This window comes from Chitinophaga filiformis (assembly GCF_021646545.1).
GTDB lineage: Bacteria > Bacteroidota > Bacteroidia > Chitinophagales > Chitinophagaceae > Chitinophaga > Chitinophaga filiformis_A.
In genome coordinates, this window is the sequence record NZ_JAKIRP010000003.1 from 238,581 (window position 1) to 255,445 (window position 16,865).

Here is a 16,865-nt window from a genome sequence, read left to right on the forward strand (position 1 = left end):
TTGTTTACATACATAATATAAGGGATCAATTGTGCAGGTCAACTTCTACTATTGATCATTCTACTATTGACCATTCAATTATTGTTCAACACAACCCTGTTACAAATGATCACACTATTTTCCTGCATGCCATTCATGAACACCGGCTTTTCAGGATCCAGCGTCCGGGCTATTCCCAGCCATCTTGATTTCAGATGGAATACCCATCCATAGGGTTGTCCGTTCTGGTCCATCACATCTATCGGTGTATTCGGATAGCGGTCGTTGTAGTCATTTACGAAATGATAGAACAAGTCACCCAGGTCCATCTTAATAGGCGTACGTGCCCTGAAATAAGTACGGTCATTGTCTTTGCTGTTCTTCTCCAGTTCAAACCCGATTACGATGAGGTCTCTCATATCGTCTTCATTCACTTCCGGCTGCTCATGATAAGCTGGGTACTGCCACCACTTATGTACTTTGGCTGGTATGGCCATCATCTTTTCAAAGGTCTTGTACACGAACGTTGGTAGCGCGAATGCGAGGAAACAGGTCAGCATCGGATAATACAGGAAATCTCCTTTGGTGAAAAGGAACTGTACCAGCATAAAGCCTACACCGCCAAACAGACAGATGGCCAGGATGAAGGATAGTTCAGAGCCAAGTGTACGCTCATTTGCCCAGAACCGTGTATACATAATATGGCAATGGGCAATGCCAAGACCGAGGAACCATACCTGATAGAAGAGATATTGGCTGACCAGATTCTGATGTGTGAACAGGAACGGAATGGAGCTGATAACTGCAAATACGAGCGTGAGCAAAAACAGATACCACAATGCCTTTTTCTTATATAGGGTAAAGTTTTTAATATAACGGCTCAGCAATCCAACTATCAGAGATCCGATCGCTAGTATCGCGGCTAAAACAAGATAAATTTTCGCTTTAAGTATCATAGTTTTCCAATTGGGAAAAGGGTTAAAACAGTTTACAGAGCCAACATTACATGCAAAAATAGTTCCATTTAAGGCTACAGGAAAAAATTATAGCCCATAATTCCCTCTTTAAATCTGCTATCGGCCACAACTACTTGTTTTTCATCCGGATGGGGTTCCAGTAAGGTTTCCACTTCCACATCTGCAGGCATCAGGAAGCCCAGACAAGTCTCCAGCAATTTACCATAAGGTTGCCAGGAAAGGAAATCGTATACCCGGTGATGTTGCAGGGGACCTACTTTTACAAGTACCCGCGGCATATCGGTGTAAAACAGGTTGCCAGTCATTGTATCTACTCCCAGCCTGCATTCTCCCAGGCCAGTCTGATTGCCGGTGGATACGGCTACGGGTCCATTTTCACGGGAGATCTCCACTGGTTCATCTAATATAGCCTGTAAATATAATTGCACCAAAGGCAGATTACCTGCTATACGATGAATATACGGCAATAACCTGATAAGTTTATTAACCGGTCCTTTGGGAAGTCCCTGCGGAATACCCCAGAAAGACAGGAACAGCGCATCAGCATCTTTCCCGAAAGCATCAAACAACAGGTGTTTTTCCCGCTGTTCAAGAAATACCCGCTGCAGAAAGAACTCATGCTCCAGCGGCCGGAAGAACTTACGGGCTTCCTGTTCCTCCTGCTGATGCTTCTTATAGTTTGCTACCATTTCACTTACCTCCTGTTGTTTCTGTGGCGAGAAGGTATGAAACATTCCCTCAGGTAAGCGGTCGTACAGTCCGTCGCGGGAGAGTGTTAAAGTTATAAATGGATGATACGGTTGTGAGTCATCCAATTGTGCATCTAAAATATCTTTATTAAAAGCTCTTGTAAAAACGTTCTTCATCTGTACCGCCACCTCTGCTTCCTGTACATGATTATCCAGCAGCTCGCCTACCACTACTTCGGCGCGCACGTCATAATGCAGACGGTGGATATGATCGATGACTTCTTCGAGCACTGCGGCTTTTTGGGCATTATTTACCATCAACGGGTTAATTTAGGTTTTTCGATTAATCAGGGTCGTATTTTCAGGCTTTCAACCAACACAACAATTATTAAAATTTCAACTACGAATGTAGGTTGTTTAGTCATTTATCTAAAAAAATATTTAAAATTGCAGAAATTGAAAAACCCATGACCCCGCGCAAGACCCAAAATGAGCGAAAGGTGAATTCGTACAGGCCCTTCAGCAAGATTACAAGCCATATTGACCCGATGGTGTTGTATACATTCCTGTCATTATTGGCTATCAGCATAGTTTTGCTGGCATTCCAGGCGTCTAACCGGGAGACCTGTAGTGAGGCTGCCATTGTATTGGCCAGTCAGCAGCATGCCGGTAAAACCAATTCATTTACAGCCGGTGAGGTGATCACGTTCAGGGCAGACCTGAAAGGCAGCAGCAATGATGGACTGAGCTGGGATTTCGGTGATTCTACCGCTGCTGCACCCGGCTTACAGGTGTATCATGCCTTCAGCAAAGCAGGCAGCTATACAGTTACCTTACGCCGCGGCAAATGTGACTGGCGGCAGGAAGTGATTGTCCTGAATGCCCCACCCGAGAAAGAGCCCGACACCAGAGGTGATATCTACCCTGTCATAGAAGGTCCGGATGAAGTGTTTGTAGGAAGGGCTGTAACCTACTCCAACCATCTGCCTAATGCCACCAGCTGGTCATGGCAGTTGCTACAACCCAACGCTGAAACCCATTCAGGCAATACGGTTAAGTATACCTTTGGCTCTCCGGGAGAACGTATCCTGTCATTGATCGTGAACGGCGACAGCAGTAAAATGGTGACAAAACGTATCACTGTATTCCCTGCTCCTGCCCAACGCCCTTCAAATGACCATTTTGAGCCCATTCCTTTCCCTGAAGAGCCGAAACCTGCCGATCCATCAGCCGGAGCTGCTGCGGTGCCAGAAAAGCCTAAAACACCCGCTATTTCGGATGATGAATTTAAGTTCTTCCTGACACAGGTGGTCGACAAGCAGAAAAATGCCTCCGACTTCTCACAATACCTCTGCGATAATCTCGGGGCACGCGTGTTACTCAATGATAAAGAGACTGATACATTTTCGCATTTCTGCTCCAGGATCCGTGGTAAAAAACGGTTCAAAATAGAACTCGTGAACCTGATCAAAGATCAGAACGGTTGTGTAAAGGAGATCCGTGTGAGATACGACAAAAAATTCCTTGGTATATTCTGATCAGTTACATTATCTGTATGAAAAGTCAGTATTATAAACTGCCACTGGACTTCTCCCGCATCCTGCAAAAGAAGGACCTTCCGGACTGTAGTCTCGAAGACTCAGTGGCCCAGCATATACACCTGCTTATTACTACCGTACTGGGAGAGAATAAAGACGATCCGCAATACGGTTGTAAGTTGTGGGATTCGGATTTTGATATCCGGGCGTCCAACAACGAAGTGAAAGAACAGGTAGAAATGGCGGTAAAAGCCTCCATCTCGCGGTACGAACAACGGCTAACACAGATCAGAGTAATGGCCGTGGTCAGCCAGGAAGAGCTGACCGGCCTCAGTACCCGCAAGGTCAAGAAGAAGATCAAAGTGACGATCACCGGTACACTGTCCCGAAATAAAACACCATTCCACTACAGCAGCTTCTTCTATGTGAGCCCGCTGTCTTACGATTAAAGCCATGTCATGCCCAAAGAACAAAAAGAACGGATAAAAGACCGCATGCTGAAGACAGCCGCCAGGCTTTGGGGCTATCCCGATGCGGAGGTAGAATCTTCTTTCGACCCCATCGTGCAGTTATTACTGGAAGCCTGCGCCAGCGAACTGGAAAAGATCTCGGGCGAGGTAGATGTGTCACATGCCCGCCTGGTGGAAAGACTGGCGCAGATCATGATGCCGGAACCCATTACGAGCAGTCAGCCGGCCCATGGCATATTGCATGCTTCCAGCAGTGAAGCAGCTACCGTTATTACGGCCGAGCATCAACTTTTCTACACTTTGAGGAACGGCTTCAATTCAAAAGATCTCTTCTTTATGCCCCTGACCAGGCACCGCCTGTTCCGCGGACATATCAAATACCTGGCTATCGGCAATAAACTGTATGAGACCCGGGAACACTGGTTCAAAGAACAGGTATTACAGGGCTCCCTGCAGCCCGATACACCTCCCAGTCATTTATGGCTGGGGCTTTCCATGGAAGGCAATCCCTCCCTTGAAGAGCTGTCTTTCTTCTTCGATCTCAGGAATGCCCATCAGCAGGAGATGTTTTACTACTACCTGCCACTTGCCCGTTTCTTCCTCGGTAATACAGAACTCACGGTAAAAAGCGGTTACAGTCACAGCCGTGATGTAGCATCCGAAGAGCTTGACAGTATTATGCAACCGGCATTCGATACGAATACACGATACAGCCAGCAGATACTACAACGTTTCCGGCATCATTTCCTCACCATCAGCAAACCGGCTTCACTTCCCTCCCAGCCTGCCACACCTGCTGCCCTGCAACAGGTATTCGGGCAGGGACTCACGAAGCTGCAACCGGATATTCAGTGGATCAGGGTTGAATTCCCCGAAGCCATCCGGCACACTTTACTGGAAGATCTGTTCTGCAATATCAACTGCTTTCCGGTTGTCAACAAACGCATCAATGAGCAGTCGCAACGCCTGAACCGCTACCTCAATATCATGCCATTGCATACATCAGATATTTACTTCGACATAAAACGGGTGCATGATGTAACAGGTACTGATTACCACGTCCGTAACTTCACCACTACCGGTGAAATGCAGGAAGGTGAGCTGGTGGTGCGTAGCAGTGGTATCGGCAGATTTGACTCCCGTGAGGCAAAAGAGATCATTGCCTACCTCATTGAAGTGATCAGGGATGAAAGCTCTCTCTTCGAAGAAGTACGGAATGACTATGTTGCCAGCCGTATACGTGAACTACATCAGTTGATTGCTTCTCTTGAAGAACAGTTACAACCAGGCATCAACCGCGGCAACATCCCTTATCTGATGATCAAGCCCCGGGAAGATGCGGACTTCCTCTTTATTGAATTTTATACTACCAATGGTAGTATTGCCAACAACATACGTATGGGCACCCGTCTGCAGGAGTACGGTAGCGTACAGTTACAGCCGGGATCCATTACCCTGCTGTCCAACACACAGGGTGGTAAAGACCGTCTGAGTATAGATGAGAAGATCAATCTTTACCGTTATCATCTGCTAAGCCGCAACCGTATTGTTACACCTGAAGATATTAAAGCACTGTGCCGTTATGTGATCGGCAATGAGCTGCGCGAGGTAGCTGTTTCCAAAGGTGTATCGGTACTACCGGGAGCAGCAGAAGGTTACAGCCGTACTTTAGATATCCGGTTAACGCTTTCCAGGCCTGCGAACACTTATGCCGCGGGAAATCTCGTTTATCTGAAAGATGAGTTGCTGTCACAGCTAAAAGAGCATTCGGCTAATAATTATCCTTACAGGATATTTATAAATGAGATGTTGATGTAAGGTAATGTGATGAATACCTTTACCTGATTTTTAATAAGGAAAGAGGTGTGGTTATTTTAAATTTTCAAGTGTTCTCAACCACTGATCAAAATGGCTGCACTCTTTTCTTAGCAACATTTATTCCCCGGCGCAATATTTGGCGCCGCAAACATATAGGGATTCAGCAACAAAAACCAATTATTAAACAAAAGCATCACATCTTCATTAACCGCACATCCTCCCCTGACTTCAACGATCCCGCCGGCACGCCTTTACGCCCGCCTGCATCACACAACGTAATGGTATTTCCAAAACCAAGATCTACATAAACACGATCGCTCACAATCCAGCCCCTCCCCGACAGCTTGGTATTCTTCCTGATATACACACCATTCGCCTGCAGATCATCCAATAAAAGAATACTTACCAGCTGTCCGTCTTCGAAGGTATTATTCTGTTGCAGCCGGGCAGCAAAAACAGCGGCTACCACCGGATTCCTGCCCCTGGATTTGACATCCACAGTTATACGGATCGATTTAAAATCTTTATTCGTTTGTCCCGGCTGTACTATTCCTGATGAGGGTTTGGAAAATACTGAGACATTCGCATTCTCTTTGTTGAACACATTATATCCGAAGCCCGGAATATACAACTCCGGACTTTCGAACAATTGCTTAATAGCAATGATCTTGTAGATGTATTGCGCAGTTTCATTGTTCAGCACCAGCTGATAATAATCACTACTCCCCTGTCTTTTGATATTACGGGATATGTTGCCTGCGCCCGCGTTATAGGCGGCAGCCGCCAGGGTCCAGGAATGCAGCTGACCATAGAGTTGCTGCAGATAACGACAGGCAGCGTGTGTAGATTTTAACAGGTGATTGCGTTCGTCATTGTCATATCGCACCTCCAGTCCCATCGCTGCTGCTGTAGCCGGCATGAATTGCCACACACCCTGTGCCCCCACCGCGGAGGTGGCGTTGGTAAAACCGCTTTCAACGACAGGCAGGTATTTAAAATCTTCAGGTATATTGTACTGATGTAAAATGGGGATAATGACCGGAAAGTAAATATCGGTCTTTGCTTTCAGTACCGGCAAAAAGTTGCGGTACTTCAGATGCCCTTTGATGACATCCATTAGTTTGTAGGAAACAAAGTCGCGTTCCATAGGCACCATCTCCCCGCAGAAAGTTACCTGTGCGGTGCCTGTCAATGCAACCAGGCAAAGACAGCCAACAAACAATATGTGAATAATGGTACGCACGTGAATAGATTACTATTTGCTGATCATATATTTTGGCAGAGCACTCACAGGTGTATACAATACTACCTGGTTTTCACTGGCCTTGTTGTACATTACCAGAATGATCTCATCATCTTTTTTGAAATCGCGTGCAGCCGCGACAAACACTATATTTTCGTCCGCTTTACCGGCAATAGAAGAAGTCCCTTTTCTGTAAAGCACCGGCATGGTGAACAAGCTGGCTGTATCTGCCTTCGTCTTGTGCATCAGCGTTACTTTTCTGATCACATAGGCTTTCCCTGAACGGTTCCTGATATGAAAGCTGTAATATACCAGGTTGTTAAGGCTCATTGCCTGTGAAAAGCTCAATGTGATACCATCTGCGGTCGTCTCATACTGGCGGCCACCCCTTTTTTGTTTACGGAAATCTTCTGCAATATTGCCAACCGTTACTGTATCAATACCTGATGCCGCAATCGCTGCATCTTCATTCTCCGTTGCATTATCTTCATCTTGCGGGGAAGTGGTGTTACTTCCTGCACTGGTATTGCTGCTACCTGCACTGCTTGAACCGCTTGCAGAAAGATTGTATTTCAAACGTGATAATTCTGCTTTATCACGGAATGCCAGTATCAGGTAATGGATATTATTTCCTTCCCTGATCACCAGGTTGGTAGCCCTAGGATTGGCTACTGTTGGCCGTATGAATACTACGTTACCATCTACTATGCGATAATCATAATCTGAATTCTTACCATCTCCTATCTGGAATGTAGTGATTGCTGATCCACAGGTAATAAGGGTGACAGCGCCTTTAGTTGTAATAATGCTATCTGTCTGTGATTGTCCGAGCGCATTGCACCATGACAACAAAAAACAGAAGACGCCTGTTAAGACATACTTCATCTGATATTCTTTTCCTTTCTTTAATTTTCAAAATAATGAGAAACAGTGAAGCTGAAGACCCTATTGCCATTCAGCTTCACTATTTTCATATCAGGATTTATCCTGTTCATATTCAGTGTCCCATTCTGTTGCATCTTCCCCTTTATGACCTTCCATTTTGATCATGAAGTTCTTGGCAGGGAAGTATGGTTTCAGATGTATATTGAGGTGAATACGATCTTTCTGAATAGGGTCCTGCTCAAACTTACGGACGTTAAAGTCTTCGATCAGTTTTTCAGGTCCGGTAATGCTGTCGAGGAAACGAATGATCTGTTTCATCAGGTCTTTACGGGTATTCGCATTGAAGTTCTCGAAAGCCCGGCGGTTCAGGAAGTCCATCAGTACTTTGGTCACATAGTCAAATACACGCACTACTGAGTAGGTCTGCAAACCAATATTGTCACCATTGAACAATGTCTTGGCACTGAAGGCCATTACCTTGCCGTATTCCTTTACCATGGGTATCAGTCCCATTTTTTCCAGGCTGGCTATTTCACTCTTCTTCAGTTCAAACCTTACACCATCCACTTCGTTCATCCCGCCAAATTTCTTACCAGCGGTTACCTGCGACATCAGGGTTCTGTAAACCTTACCAGCCAGTGCGCCGGACGGAGGAACATAGAGGTTATCCTGTTCATTGATCTCATCAAACTTACCACGGCCTACCAGCCAGTTACAGGTCATCATGACGTTCGAGCGATGTATTTCACCACCAGTCAGGTTCGCAATTTCAAACATCTCCATCACATCATCAGGTGCATCAAGATGAGAGAAGTCCGTCACCAGCATCACCTTATTTTCATAAGCGATCTTTGCCCATTTCTCCAGCACCTTATTTGAACCGAGATATCCTGGAATTACCAGCAGGCTGTAGTTATCGCGTAGATCGAGACGATCGTAATTGCTTACCAGTTCCTGGTGAATGGCGTCAATAAAGCGGGTATTGTCCAGGTCTTTTAACTGGTCGAGTTCTACGTTGATGAAGGCAACGTTTTTCACTTTGTCCGATTCCGTATTCTTGAAGAACAAGGCAACGTTGCGGTAAGATTGTTCGAGTTCACGGGTTGCCTCAACCGCTTCAGCCAGGTTGTTGTTCAGTATCCTTTCCGCCTGTTCCGAGTGTTCGGTACAGTAGCTGACCATATCGGGCAGGTCATCTGCTTCGGTCAGTACTTTCTCCCAGAGCTCAAGGGTTTTCTTCAGTTTATCTCTTTCTCCTTTTTTGGAGCTTTCTGTTAAGAAGATATTACGGCGTGCCTTACGCTCGGGGCTGAGGTTCTGCACACCTTCAATGGTGCCTTCCAGCAGGTCAAAGCCACCGTATTTGGTGAGTATATCTAAATTTTCCTGCAGGGATGCGGGTTGCTGCCTGGCCGCTGCTGTTTGTGGCACTTCCTGCTGCTCCTGCTGTTTTTCTAATTCTGCCATAAGAACAAGTTGTCAGTTGTCAATTATTTTGTTTTCAAGTCTGCTACCAGAGCCCGGATAGTTTCCAGTAATGCCTGTCTCGCAGCCGGATCAGCCAAAGCTGCCTTCAACACTTTGTTTGTCTTCAGATGTTTCATGATTTTGAGGTACTGTTCCTTTTCAGTAGCGAGATTATCCAGGAAATCACTCTGGGCAGTAATACCCTTCACACCGAAGTCGCCCAGGTTGTGGAACTCCAGATTTTCAGGGATCGTACGGCCTTCCGCGTCATGGAACAGCATATTCACAGCAGGCTTGTAATGCTCGAATACCGCTTCTACATTAGTTAATCCCTGCACGATTTCCGGTTTAACAGGTGTTTGCTGGGTTAACTTTTCAGCAAACAGGGTCCGGTTATGAGAGATCTCAACAATGGCCTCATTGGCGTCGAGTTTCACCTCGTTACCGCCAATACCGTAATTGTCATTCATATCAATTGGTTTTTACAACAATAAATGTTCTATGGTCCTTCTTCTGATCCTGTCTAAACTTCCTGAGCGCTGGTATGCCATTGCAGCGTACCCTGAGCGTCTATATCCAGCTTAACAGTCATGTGGGGTTGCAGGCTACCTTCTATTATCATACGTGACAAGGGCTTGCGTAACCTGCTACGGATCACTTCTTTTAGTGGACGCGCGCCATACTGTGGCGAATATCCTTCTGCCGCCAGTTGTTCTCTTGCTGCAACAGATACTTCCAGTGTGATCTGTTGCTGCGCGAGTAACTGCAGCAGATGTTTAAGGTGAATATCAAATATTTTTACAACGTTCTCCTGCTGAATCGGGCCGAATGGTACGATCTCTGTCAACCTGCCAAGGAATTCGGGTCTGAAATTCCGTGACATGATCTCCATCAATTGCTGAGAAGCTGGTATTACTCCCTGTCTGAACGACTGGGCGATAACATCGCTTCCGATATTGGAGGTGAACAGGACCAGGGCATTTGAAAAATCGCCGGTCTTACCCAGGCGGTCGTGCAATTTGCCTTCATCCATTATCTGCAGGAAAATATCAAATACTGATGGATGCGCTTTTTCTATTTCATCAAACAGGACTACGGCATAGGGCTGCTGACGGATCTTGTTTACCAGCAATCCCCCCTCTTCATATCCAACATATCCCGGCGGAGCGCCATATAGTAATGCCGCCGAATGTTCTTCTTTAAATTCGGACATGTCAAACCTGATCATGCACCGCTCATCCTGGAACAAGAAGTCTGCCAAAGATTTCGCCAGCTCCGTTTTCCCGGTACCGGTAGGGCCAAGGAAAAAGAAGGACCCTATCGGCTGACCAGGCCTGCTGAGACCGGAGCGCGATTCCAGAATGGCATCTGCCACTGTTTTCAATGCATGGTCCTGCCCTACTACCCGTTTCCGCAGTTCGAGGTCCATATTCACCAGGCGTTCCCGTTCTCCCGACTGGATCTTACCCAGCGGGATACCCGTGCTTTCAGCGATCATAGTCGCCAGGTCGGTAGCGGTAACCGCTGTATGTTCCTTCTGCACCAATGGCTCAAGTTGCGAGACGATATTGTTCAATGTGGCCTTTAATGCAGGTACCTCATCGATCTTATATACATCATGTTCTATCTGTAACCGCGTGGTGAGTAATGCGCTGAAACGTTGCATACATTGCTGATACCACCACAGTAACTCTTCTTTATTATCACCCGCTGCCTCAAGTTTCTCCTTCAGGTCTTCCAGCGTTTGAAGACCGGTATCCTGCGTGGTACGTATGGCGGCCAGCGTACGGTCTAACAGGTTAACAGCACTGTCGGGTAAACTACGTTCCTTGAGATAACGGCGCGACAGTTTAATCGCTTCCGTGATCACATCTGGGGCCACCTTTAATGTATAATAACTTTCATATTCCGGCATGACGGCCTGTATCATACGTGCAGCCGTTGACTCGTCCGGCTCAGATAATTGTATGATCTCAAAGCAGTGGCGCAACAGTCCATCCGGCTCTATCAGCTTACGGTAACCTTCCGGTGTGCTGGTGGCAATAAGTATAATATCGCCTTTGTTCATAGCAGCCTTCAATACATTACCGATACCGCCGGCGGAACCCGGCTGTTTGTCCAGCAGGGTATGCAGATTATCGATGAATAACACATGCCTTCCGGCACCCTGCAGCTGTGCAATGATCTGTTGCAGGCGATCCTCCAGTTCATTCTTATAGGCTGCCCCTGCTATAAAGGCACCATAATCCAGTGCATAAATATCCGTCTGCTGTAATTGCTGCGGCGCCTGTTTATTGACAATAGCGCGGGCGACTGCATCAGCCAGTGCCGTTTTACCTACCCCTCCTTCACCTGTCACGAGAATGCTGGAACGACCTTTACGGGTCAGTATTTCAAACATGGAGCGCACTTCTGCGTCTCGTCCGGCGAGCGCATGTTTTGCCTGCAAACGCTGCGGATCTGTAAGACGATAGATATATTTATAAGCAGTTGCTTTACCCGTAACAACCGTTGTTTTAGGTGCAGTGCTATTATTATCTTTCTTATTAAAGTGAGTGAGCAGTTGTGCTCTCTGCAACGGGAACGTCTTTAGCTGTTCAAATGAAAACCCTACACCCGGCGTACTAAGCGCTACCAACACGCACCAGGCATCCGCACTATCAAGGTCATATTCAAGCCTTACAGCATCTGCTTCCTGCAACACATTTGCAGCGTAATCATCTGCCTCTGGCTCCTCCGGTGAACGACCTGCTTTGGGTATGCTGTCCAGCCTCACTTCTGCCCATTCCTCGAGATAGTAAGTATCAACGTCCATTGCCTGTAGCTGTGAAACAAGGCCGGTTTCTTTATGCAGACATGCCAGTAGCAGATGAGCGGGCGTATAGTTCACGTGGTGATGTTCTTTTGCCAGCGCCTGTGCAATGCGTATCGCAGCCTGCACCTCCGGAGCATATATGGTATACGTAGTCAGGGTCATTTGGGTCGTCCAAGGTTTTTCAGTTAACTGTTTAAGGGTTACAGAATATTACATAGATCTGTTACTCAAATGTAATATCGGGTTTTTATTAATTGAAGTAAAGATACTGCGAAAATGTATATGAAATATTTATTACGCACAGGAAAGAGGGATTAATATATTATAACATTTGTAAGTATCGTGTATACATTGTTTATACAGCTGTAACAGGGAATAATTATATAGAAAGAAAGGTAAACAGATGATAGAAACCATATATGTGTCAACTTTCTTTTAAAGCGCTCTTACCCTTACTTGAGATATAGTAGAGATTCGGTGATGACTATAGCCTATAGGCACTGTAGTCCTGCATTACACCTGATTTTGTATAGCCCGGGCTATAGAACAGTGGCTGTAATGCTATAGTATAGAGCCTGTAGGCTATAGCCTTCACCGGATGTTGAGCGGATATTAAGCGAATCGTAACGTATGATCGATTATTCACGCTAAGTAGCCCGGTTTCAGTATGGGATGGCGGTCGGCGCCTCTCTGGCAGCAGAGAGCTATTTAGCTTTGCCAATCGGATGGGCTTTGGAACGCTGATTTAGCTGCGTCAGTCATAGCCCAGAGAGCCGAAGGCCCGCCATTCCCATCTGAAACCGCTGCTACTTCCGCTCTCCCAACGATAATACATAGGGACCTGCTTATCAGGACGGTGACGGATATACTGTTATCATTATCCAATGGATGTCCCTTATGTACGCTTTATACCCGACGCATACCCGACGCATAGGTGGACTTGAGCATTTCGCGATTACCAATCAGCGAACAGGACAATAACTTCGTTGTTAATTCCTGATTTTTGATAAAATAATTTACAATATGTCTCAGAATAATTATTTTCGTGCTGACCATGTATCTTTAATTGAGTAGTTATATTCGTTAATCCGGCATTTGAGTTTAGTAACTATGGAAAAACCTGCCGCTGACAAAGCAGTTAATCCGAGCGGGACCTACTGAAAATGAATACACGTTGTCCCCAATTTCCATATACATGCTTCATTTGCTGTCATAAATAAATTTGTTAACAATACCATATTTATCAAGCTAAACCTCAAGGGTATGTCATTCAAAGCAGTATTGCGTTTAGATGGTGAAGAAATCAATGTGCTGGATTGCCAGTTTTCTTTCGCTCAGCATACAGACCACAACGGAAAACCAGCTGCCCGTCCTACGGGAGGAGCACTGACCGTGTTACTAGAATCAGATGGAAATACGAACCTGTTCGACTGGATGATCTCCAATACACAGACAAAGAGCGGGAGTATTGTCTTTTACCGTCGGGACGCCATGTCCAAAATGAAAGAACTGAAATTTACAGATGCCTATTGTGTAGAGTATGCTGAACATTTCAGGGCAGCCGGCGATGTTCCGATGCAGATAAGACTCGTCCTGTCTGCCAGGGAAGTGCAGCTGGGAAGTTCCACTTACCAGAATCCCTGGCCGCAGTCGTGATATAATTGTCACGCTCCCACAGCATTGTTTCCCTGCGCTGTATGCATCAATGTAAACATGTAATTTTTATTAAAAACATGTATCCATGGCCCTGAAAAAGTTCCCTGCTTTCAGCACATTATGGTCCAGTTATCCACACGATTCCGAGGCGCCTCCCGGTAGTGCACACGCTATGCCCTGTGATGAAAAGGACAGGAATGGTTATTATCATTACGAAAACCAGTGCGCCATCCGTATGTCGCACTGCCTCATCAAAGCTGGTATTTCCCTGGCCAATTATACCGATCCGAAATGTAAACATGGCTATGCACGCGGTGCAGAAAGCCTGGCTACCTGGATCTGGCGCAATTTTGGTAAGCCTCTGCAGGTGGATTGCGCCAACGCCGCACAAAAAAATGCCTTCATCACCAATCAGTATTGGTCAAAGAATGGCATTATTTTCTTTAAAGATTTTTATGGCAACAATAATACAGGCGATCATATTGATCTCCTGTATCATGTCAATACACAGATCAGAACAGCCACGGGCGATTATACCAATGACAGCCGGGTAAAACAGATCTGGTTCTGGGAAGTAAACTAAAGACTGTATGAAGATATTACACATCATTTGTATCTCACTGTTATGCGCTGCCACTACCGCCTGCGCTCAGACGCAAGCTAACAAAGTAGCCGTGCAGGATGCTGTGTGGATGCCTAAAGCCTACCTGGATGCCAGAAAAGTACATCCTCCGCAGGATACTTTCTGGAAGACGGTAGACTTTGCGAAATACCTCAGTCCTGTGAGCGCTTTACGCATCACCAACTCCAGCGGGCAGCAACAGGTCAGTGTGTATACTTATGGTGCAGAAAATTTCCCGATCGCCGTAACAGGTACAAAACATGCAGGCACCCGCAAGGAATGGCTGCTGGATAAACCCATTTTTACCGGTGGTCAGTCTGCTATTTATGACAACGTACATTTCAGCCTGATCAGCCATAATAACGACCGGACAGATCTCTGGGTAGGGTTGATTTACGAAGATGGCAAAAAGGACTCCATCCAACTGGCGCCCGTACCCAAACAGGACGGCAATGCGCCATTATGGATGCACGCCAATAATTATCTGGCTTATTACTTCAAGGGGAAGCAGTTTGACATCTACGATGACAAAGGTACCCTGTTGTACGACAATGTAAAGACAGATACCAACGGTGCAATCGAGGGATTGCCCGGGTACAAATCATGGAGTATTACGTCCAACAATATCTTCCAGATAATATCCGACAACCAGGCAGATCCCGGTATTTCCAGTTTTAATGTCGCCTTCAAGGGAGAAAATATCTCCCTGCAACCCGAACAGGCAACAGGCACATTGAATAAACCACTTGTACTGAAAGAAAAAACAAAATATTAAGCTTCAGGAATCAGGAACTTTTTAACACAGAAGAGGCTACACGCCCCATTAGTAATTCCTAACTTTTTTTCCAATGGCACTGAATACAAAGACCTCATTTTCCATAGCCGGACAACAATTCGAGACGTTCAACACCATCGAATTGAGACAATACATTAATGACCATCACGAGTTTGAAATATATGTAAGCTATGACTGGTTCGAAAAACTGGGAGGCGGCATGTCTGGCGCTGCCAACAAATTCCTGGGTGAAGAAGTGGAGATCACCGTGGCGCCCGCAGAACAATTGCCAGGTGTAAAAGATCTCATCTTCAAAGGACTGGTCACAAATATCACAACAGGTAAGGTGGGTGACGGCACACATGGTCATTGTATCATCCGCGGACACAGTCCCAGCATCCTGCTGGATGATGATCCACATATTGCCGCCTATGAGAACAAATCCCTGTCAGATATCATATCTGCTACTGTCAAGAGTTATCCGCCCAATGTGCTGAAAACAGCGATCAACCCCGAGACAAAAGAAACACAGAAATATGTGGTGCAGTATAATGAAAGCTCACAGGCTTTTATTACACGTCTGGCGGAACGTCACGGCGAATGGTTCTTTTATGACGGTCAACAGCAGATCTTTGGTAAATTCTCTCCGCAGAAGGTGACACTGACACACCAGGTAGATCTGCTTGATTTCAATATTGCATTATCTGTATTGCCTAACAATGCCAAATTGAACGGGTATGACTACCGCCAGGATAAAGTAGTGGAAGATACCACGCAATCCAAAGAAACAGGTAAGCTGAATGCCTACTCACAACATGCCAGCGATATCAGTAGTAAACTGTATAGCCGCGAGGGCCTGTATAAAATGAACTATGCGTTTAACAGCAGCGCCAAATCGCAGATGGATAGACTGGCTACCCTACAGAAAAAGGGTAAACTGGCCAAGATGGTAACCCTCAAAGGCAGCAGCACTAATCCATCTTTCCGTATTGGCGATACTGTGAGCATTAAAGAATCTGCATTTGGGCAGGAGCAGCATCATGGCGAGTTCATGATCACTAACATCCGCCACTACTGTGGCGCCAACGGCAGCTACCATAATATGTTTGAAGGCATCCCGGCTGATGCGGCTGCCCCTCATGTTGACCTGACCAACATTCCATATACAGAACCACAATCGGCGGTAGTACTCGACAATAATGATCCCAAAGGACTGGGCCGTATCCGCGTGCGCTTCCGCTGGATGCAACAAGGTCAAACCCCATGGATACGTGTTGTATCTGCTTCAGGCGGTGGTGATAAAGGTATGTTCATCATGCCGGAAGTTGGCGAGGAAGTGATCACAGAATTTGAAGGTGGTAATCCTGAACAGCCCTTTGTAATAGGCGCTACCTACAATGGCGGTGCTAAAAGCAGCTATGGCAATGCCGGCAATGACGTGAAGGCATTGAAGACCAGAAGTGGTAATACTATTCTGCTGAACGATGCTACCGGTAGTATTACGGTGACCGACAAAAATGGCAGTAGCATGGCCATGGACGGAGCAGGTAATATTACAGTGAGCTCCCAGACGCTGATCACAGTGAAGACAGAAGACCATATTGTGGTGGAAGCGCCTAATAAGATAGAGCTCAAATCTAAAGAGATCCATCTTATAGGCTCAGAGAAAGTATTCATTGGTGAACAGAATGCCAGCATACTGGTGGATAATGCTGCCAATAATATTGAAACCGGCGCCAAGACCATTTTATGTGCTGCAGAAGACGCGAACACTGTTTCCAGCAAATCCAACCTGTATGTCAATTCCAAGAACTTTTATGCTACCGGCGAACAGGTGGTGAAGATCGACAGCACGAAAGGAAATGTGAAGATAGATGGAAATAAAACTACCGATATAGTAGGTGGCATGCTCAATCTGAACTGTTAAATGC

The 16,865-nt window shown here is 46.0% G+C and carries 14 protein-coding genes; 7 read left to right on the forward strand and 7 right to left on the reverse strand.

The window, feature by feature from the left end; all coding sequences use genetic code 11:
• Positions 1-74: 74 nt before the first annotated feature.
• Both L3C95_RS10795 and L3C95_RS10800 read right to left on the reverse strand, forming a co-directional pair.
• Positions 75-935, reverse strand: a complete 861-nt coding sequence (locus L3C95_RS10795; RefSeq protein WP_236386314.1) for a TssN family type VI secretion system protein — start codon at positions 933-935, stop codon at positions 75-77.
• A 74-nt stretch (positions 936-1,009) separates the two neighbouring features.
• Positions 1,010-1,963 (reverse strand): type VI secretion system baseplate subunit TssG, encoded by a 954-nt coding sequence (locus L3C95_RS10800; protein WP_236386312.1) that lies wholly within the window; start codon positions 1,961-1,963, stop codon positions 1,010-1,012.
• A 149-nt stretch (positions 1,964-2,112) separates the two neighbouring features.
• Here L3C95_RS10800 and L3C95_RS10805 point away from each other — a divergent pair, with 149 nt between their 5' ends.
• The 3 genes from L3C95_RS10805 to L3C95_RS10815 are packed head-to-tail and all read left to right on the forward strand — an operon-like array spanning position 2,113 to position 5,471.
• Positions 2,113-3,183, forward strand: coding sequence for a PKD domain-containing protein (locus L3C95_RS10805; protein ID WP_236386310.1), 1,071 nt, complete (start codon positions 2,113-2,115; stop codon positions 3,181-3,183).
• 17 nt (positions 3,184-3,200) lie between these two features.
• The gene (locus L3C95_RS10810; protein WP_236386309.1) at positions 3,201-3,632 is read left to right on the forward strand and encodes a GPW/gp25 family protein; all 432 of its coding nucleotides are present in this window, start codon (positions 3,201-3,203) and stop codon (positions 3,630-3,632) included.
• 9 nt (positions 3,633-3,641) lie between these two features.
• Positions 3,642-5,471 (forward strand): hypothetical protein, encoded by a 1,830-nt coding sequence (locus tag L3C95_RS10815; RefSeq protein ID WP_236386307.1) that lies wholly within the window; start codon positions 3,642-3,644, stop codon positions 5,469-5,471.
• A gap of 193 nt (positions 5,472-5,664) precedes the next feature.
• Here the strand turns inward: L3C95_RS10815 and L3C95_RS10820 are convergent, their stop codons facing one another.
• The 5 genes from L3C95_RS10820 to L3C95_RS10840 form a co-directional block, all read right to left on the reverse strand.
• Positions 5,665-6,714 (reverse strand): transglycosylase SLT domain-containing protein, encoded by a 1,050-nt coding sequence (locus L3C95_RS10820; RefSeq protein ID WP_236386305.1) that lies wholly within the window; start codon positions 6,712-6,714, stop codon positions 5,665-5,667.
• Positions 6,715-6,726: 12 nt separating this feature from the next.
• The gene (locus tag L3C95_RS10825) at positions 6,727-7,599 is read right to left on the reverse strand and encodes a hypothetical protein (protein WP_236386303.1); all 873 of its coding nucleotides are present in this window, start codon (positions 7,597-7,599) and stop codon (positions 6,727-6,729) included.
• 90 nt (positions 7,600-7,689) lie between these two features.
• Positions 7,690-9,066 carry a DUF5458 family protein gene (locus L3C95_RS10830; RefSeq protein ID WP_236386302.1) on the reverse strand — a complete coding sequence of 459 codons (1,377 nt, stop codon included), beginning with the start codon at positions 9,064-9,066 and terminating at the stop codon, positions 7,690-7,692.
• A 23-nt stretch (positions 9,067-9,089) separates the two neighbouring features.
• Positions 9,090-9,536 carry a hypothetical protein gene (locus L3C95_RS10835; protein ID WP_236386300.1) on the reverse strand — a complete coding sequence of 149 codons (447 nt, stop codon included), beginning with the start codon at positions 9,534-9,536 and terminating at the stop codon, positions 9,090-9,092.
• 53 nt (positions 9,537-9,589) lie between these two features.
• Entirely contained in the window at positions 9,590-12,043 is a 2,454-nt protein-coding gene (locus L3C95_RS10840) for an AAA family ATPase (RefSeq protein ID WP_236386298.1), read from the reverse strand.
• Positions 12,044-13,144: 1,101 nt separating this feature from the next.
• Here L3C95_RS10840 and tssD point away from each other — a divergent pair.
• The 4 genes from tssD to L3C95_RS10860 all read left to right on the forward strand — a co-directional run bounded on the left by tssD (position 13,145) and on the right by L3C95_RS10860 (position 16,861).
• Positions 13,145-13,537: a type VI secretion system tube protein TssD gene (gene tssD / locus L3C95_RS10845; RefSeq protein WP_236386296.1), complete on the forward strand. Its 393-nt coding sequence runs from the start codon at positions 13,145-13,147 to the stop codon at positions 13,535-13,537.
• A gap of 85 nt (positions 13,538-13,622) precedes the next feature.
• Positions 13,623-14,120, forward strand: a complete 498-nt coding sequence (locus tag L3C95_RS10850) for a type VI secretion system amidase effector protein Tae4 (protein ID WP_236386293.1) — start codon at positions 13,623-13,625, stop codon at positions 14,118-14,120.
• 7 nt (positions 14,121-14,127) lie between these two features.
• On the forward strand, positions 14,128-14,934 hold the full coding sequence (locus tag L3C95_RS10855; protein WP_236386291.1) for a hypothetical protein: 807 nt from the start codon (positions 14,128-14,130) through the stop codon (positions 14,932-14,934).
• 73 nt (positions 14,935-15,007) lie between these two features.
• Positions 15,008-16,861 carry a type VI secretion system Vgr family protein gene (locus tag L3C95_RS10860; RefSeq protein WP_236386289.1) on the forward strand — a complete coding sequence of 618 codons (1,854 nt, stop codon included), beginning with the start codon at positions 15,008-15,010 and terminating at the stop codon, positions 16,859-16,861.
• Positions 16,862-16,865: the final 4 nt, after the last annotated feature.

Excerpts from the sequence above, each read along its gene's own strand:
- L3C95_RS10795 (WP_236386314.1), bottom strand. The coding sequence starts at position 935 with ATGATACTTAAAGCGAAAATTTATCTTGTTTTAGCCGCGATACTAGCG.
- L3C95_RS10800 (WP_236386312.1), bottom strand. The coding sequence starts at position 1,963 with ATGGTAAATAATGCCCAAAAAGCCGCAGTGCTCGAAGAAGTCATCGAT.
- L3C95_RS10805 (WP_236386310.1), top strand. The coding sequence starts at position 2,113 with ATGACCCCGCGCAAGACCCAAAATGAGCGAAAGGTGAATTCGTACAGG.
- L3C95_RS10810 (WP_236386309.1), top strand. The coding sequence starts at position 3,201 with ATGAAAAGTCAGTATTATAAACTGCCACTGGACTTCTCCCGCATCCTG.
- L3C95_RS10815 (WP_236386307.1), top strand. The coding sequence starts at position 3,642 with ATGCCCAAAGAACAAAAAGAACGGATAAAAGACCGCATGCTGAAGACA.
- L3C95_RS10825 (WP_236386303.1), bottom strand. The coding sequence starts at position 7,599 with ATGAAGTATGTCTTAACAGGCGTCTTCTGTTTTTTGTTGTCATGGTGC.
- L3C95_RS10830 (WP_236386302.1), bottom strand. The coding sequence starts at position 9,066 with ATGGCAGAATTAGAAAAACAGCAGGAGCAGCAGGAAGTGCCACAAACA.
- L3C95_RS10835 (WP_236386300.1), bottom strand. The coding sequence starts at position 9,536 with ATGAATGACAATTACGGTATTGGCGGTAACGAGGTGAAACTCGACGCC.
- L3C95_RS10840 (WP_236386298.1), bottom strand. The coding sequence starts at position 12,043 with ATGACCCTGACTACGTATACCATATATGCTCCGGAGGTGCAGGCTGCG.
- tssD (WP_236386296.1), top strand. The coding sequence starts at position 13,145 with ATGTCATTCAAAGCAGTATTGCGTTTAGATGGTGAAGAAATCAATGTG.
- L3C95_RS10850 (WP_236386293.1), top strand. The coding sequence starts at position 13,623 with ATGGCCCTGAAAAAGTTCCCTGCTTTCAGCACATTATGGTCCAGTTAT.
- L3C95_RS10855 (WP_236386291.1), top strand. The coding sequence starts at position 14,128 with ATGAAGATATTACACATCATTTGTATCTCACTGTTATGCGCTGCCACT.
- L3C95_RS10860 (WP_236386289.1), top strand. The coding sequence starts at position 15,008 with ATGGCACTGAATACAAAGACCTCATTTTCCATAGCCGGACAACAATTC.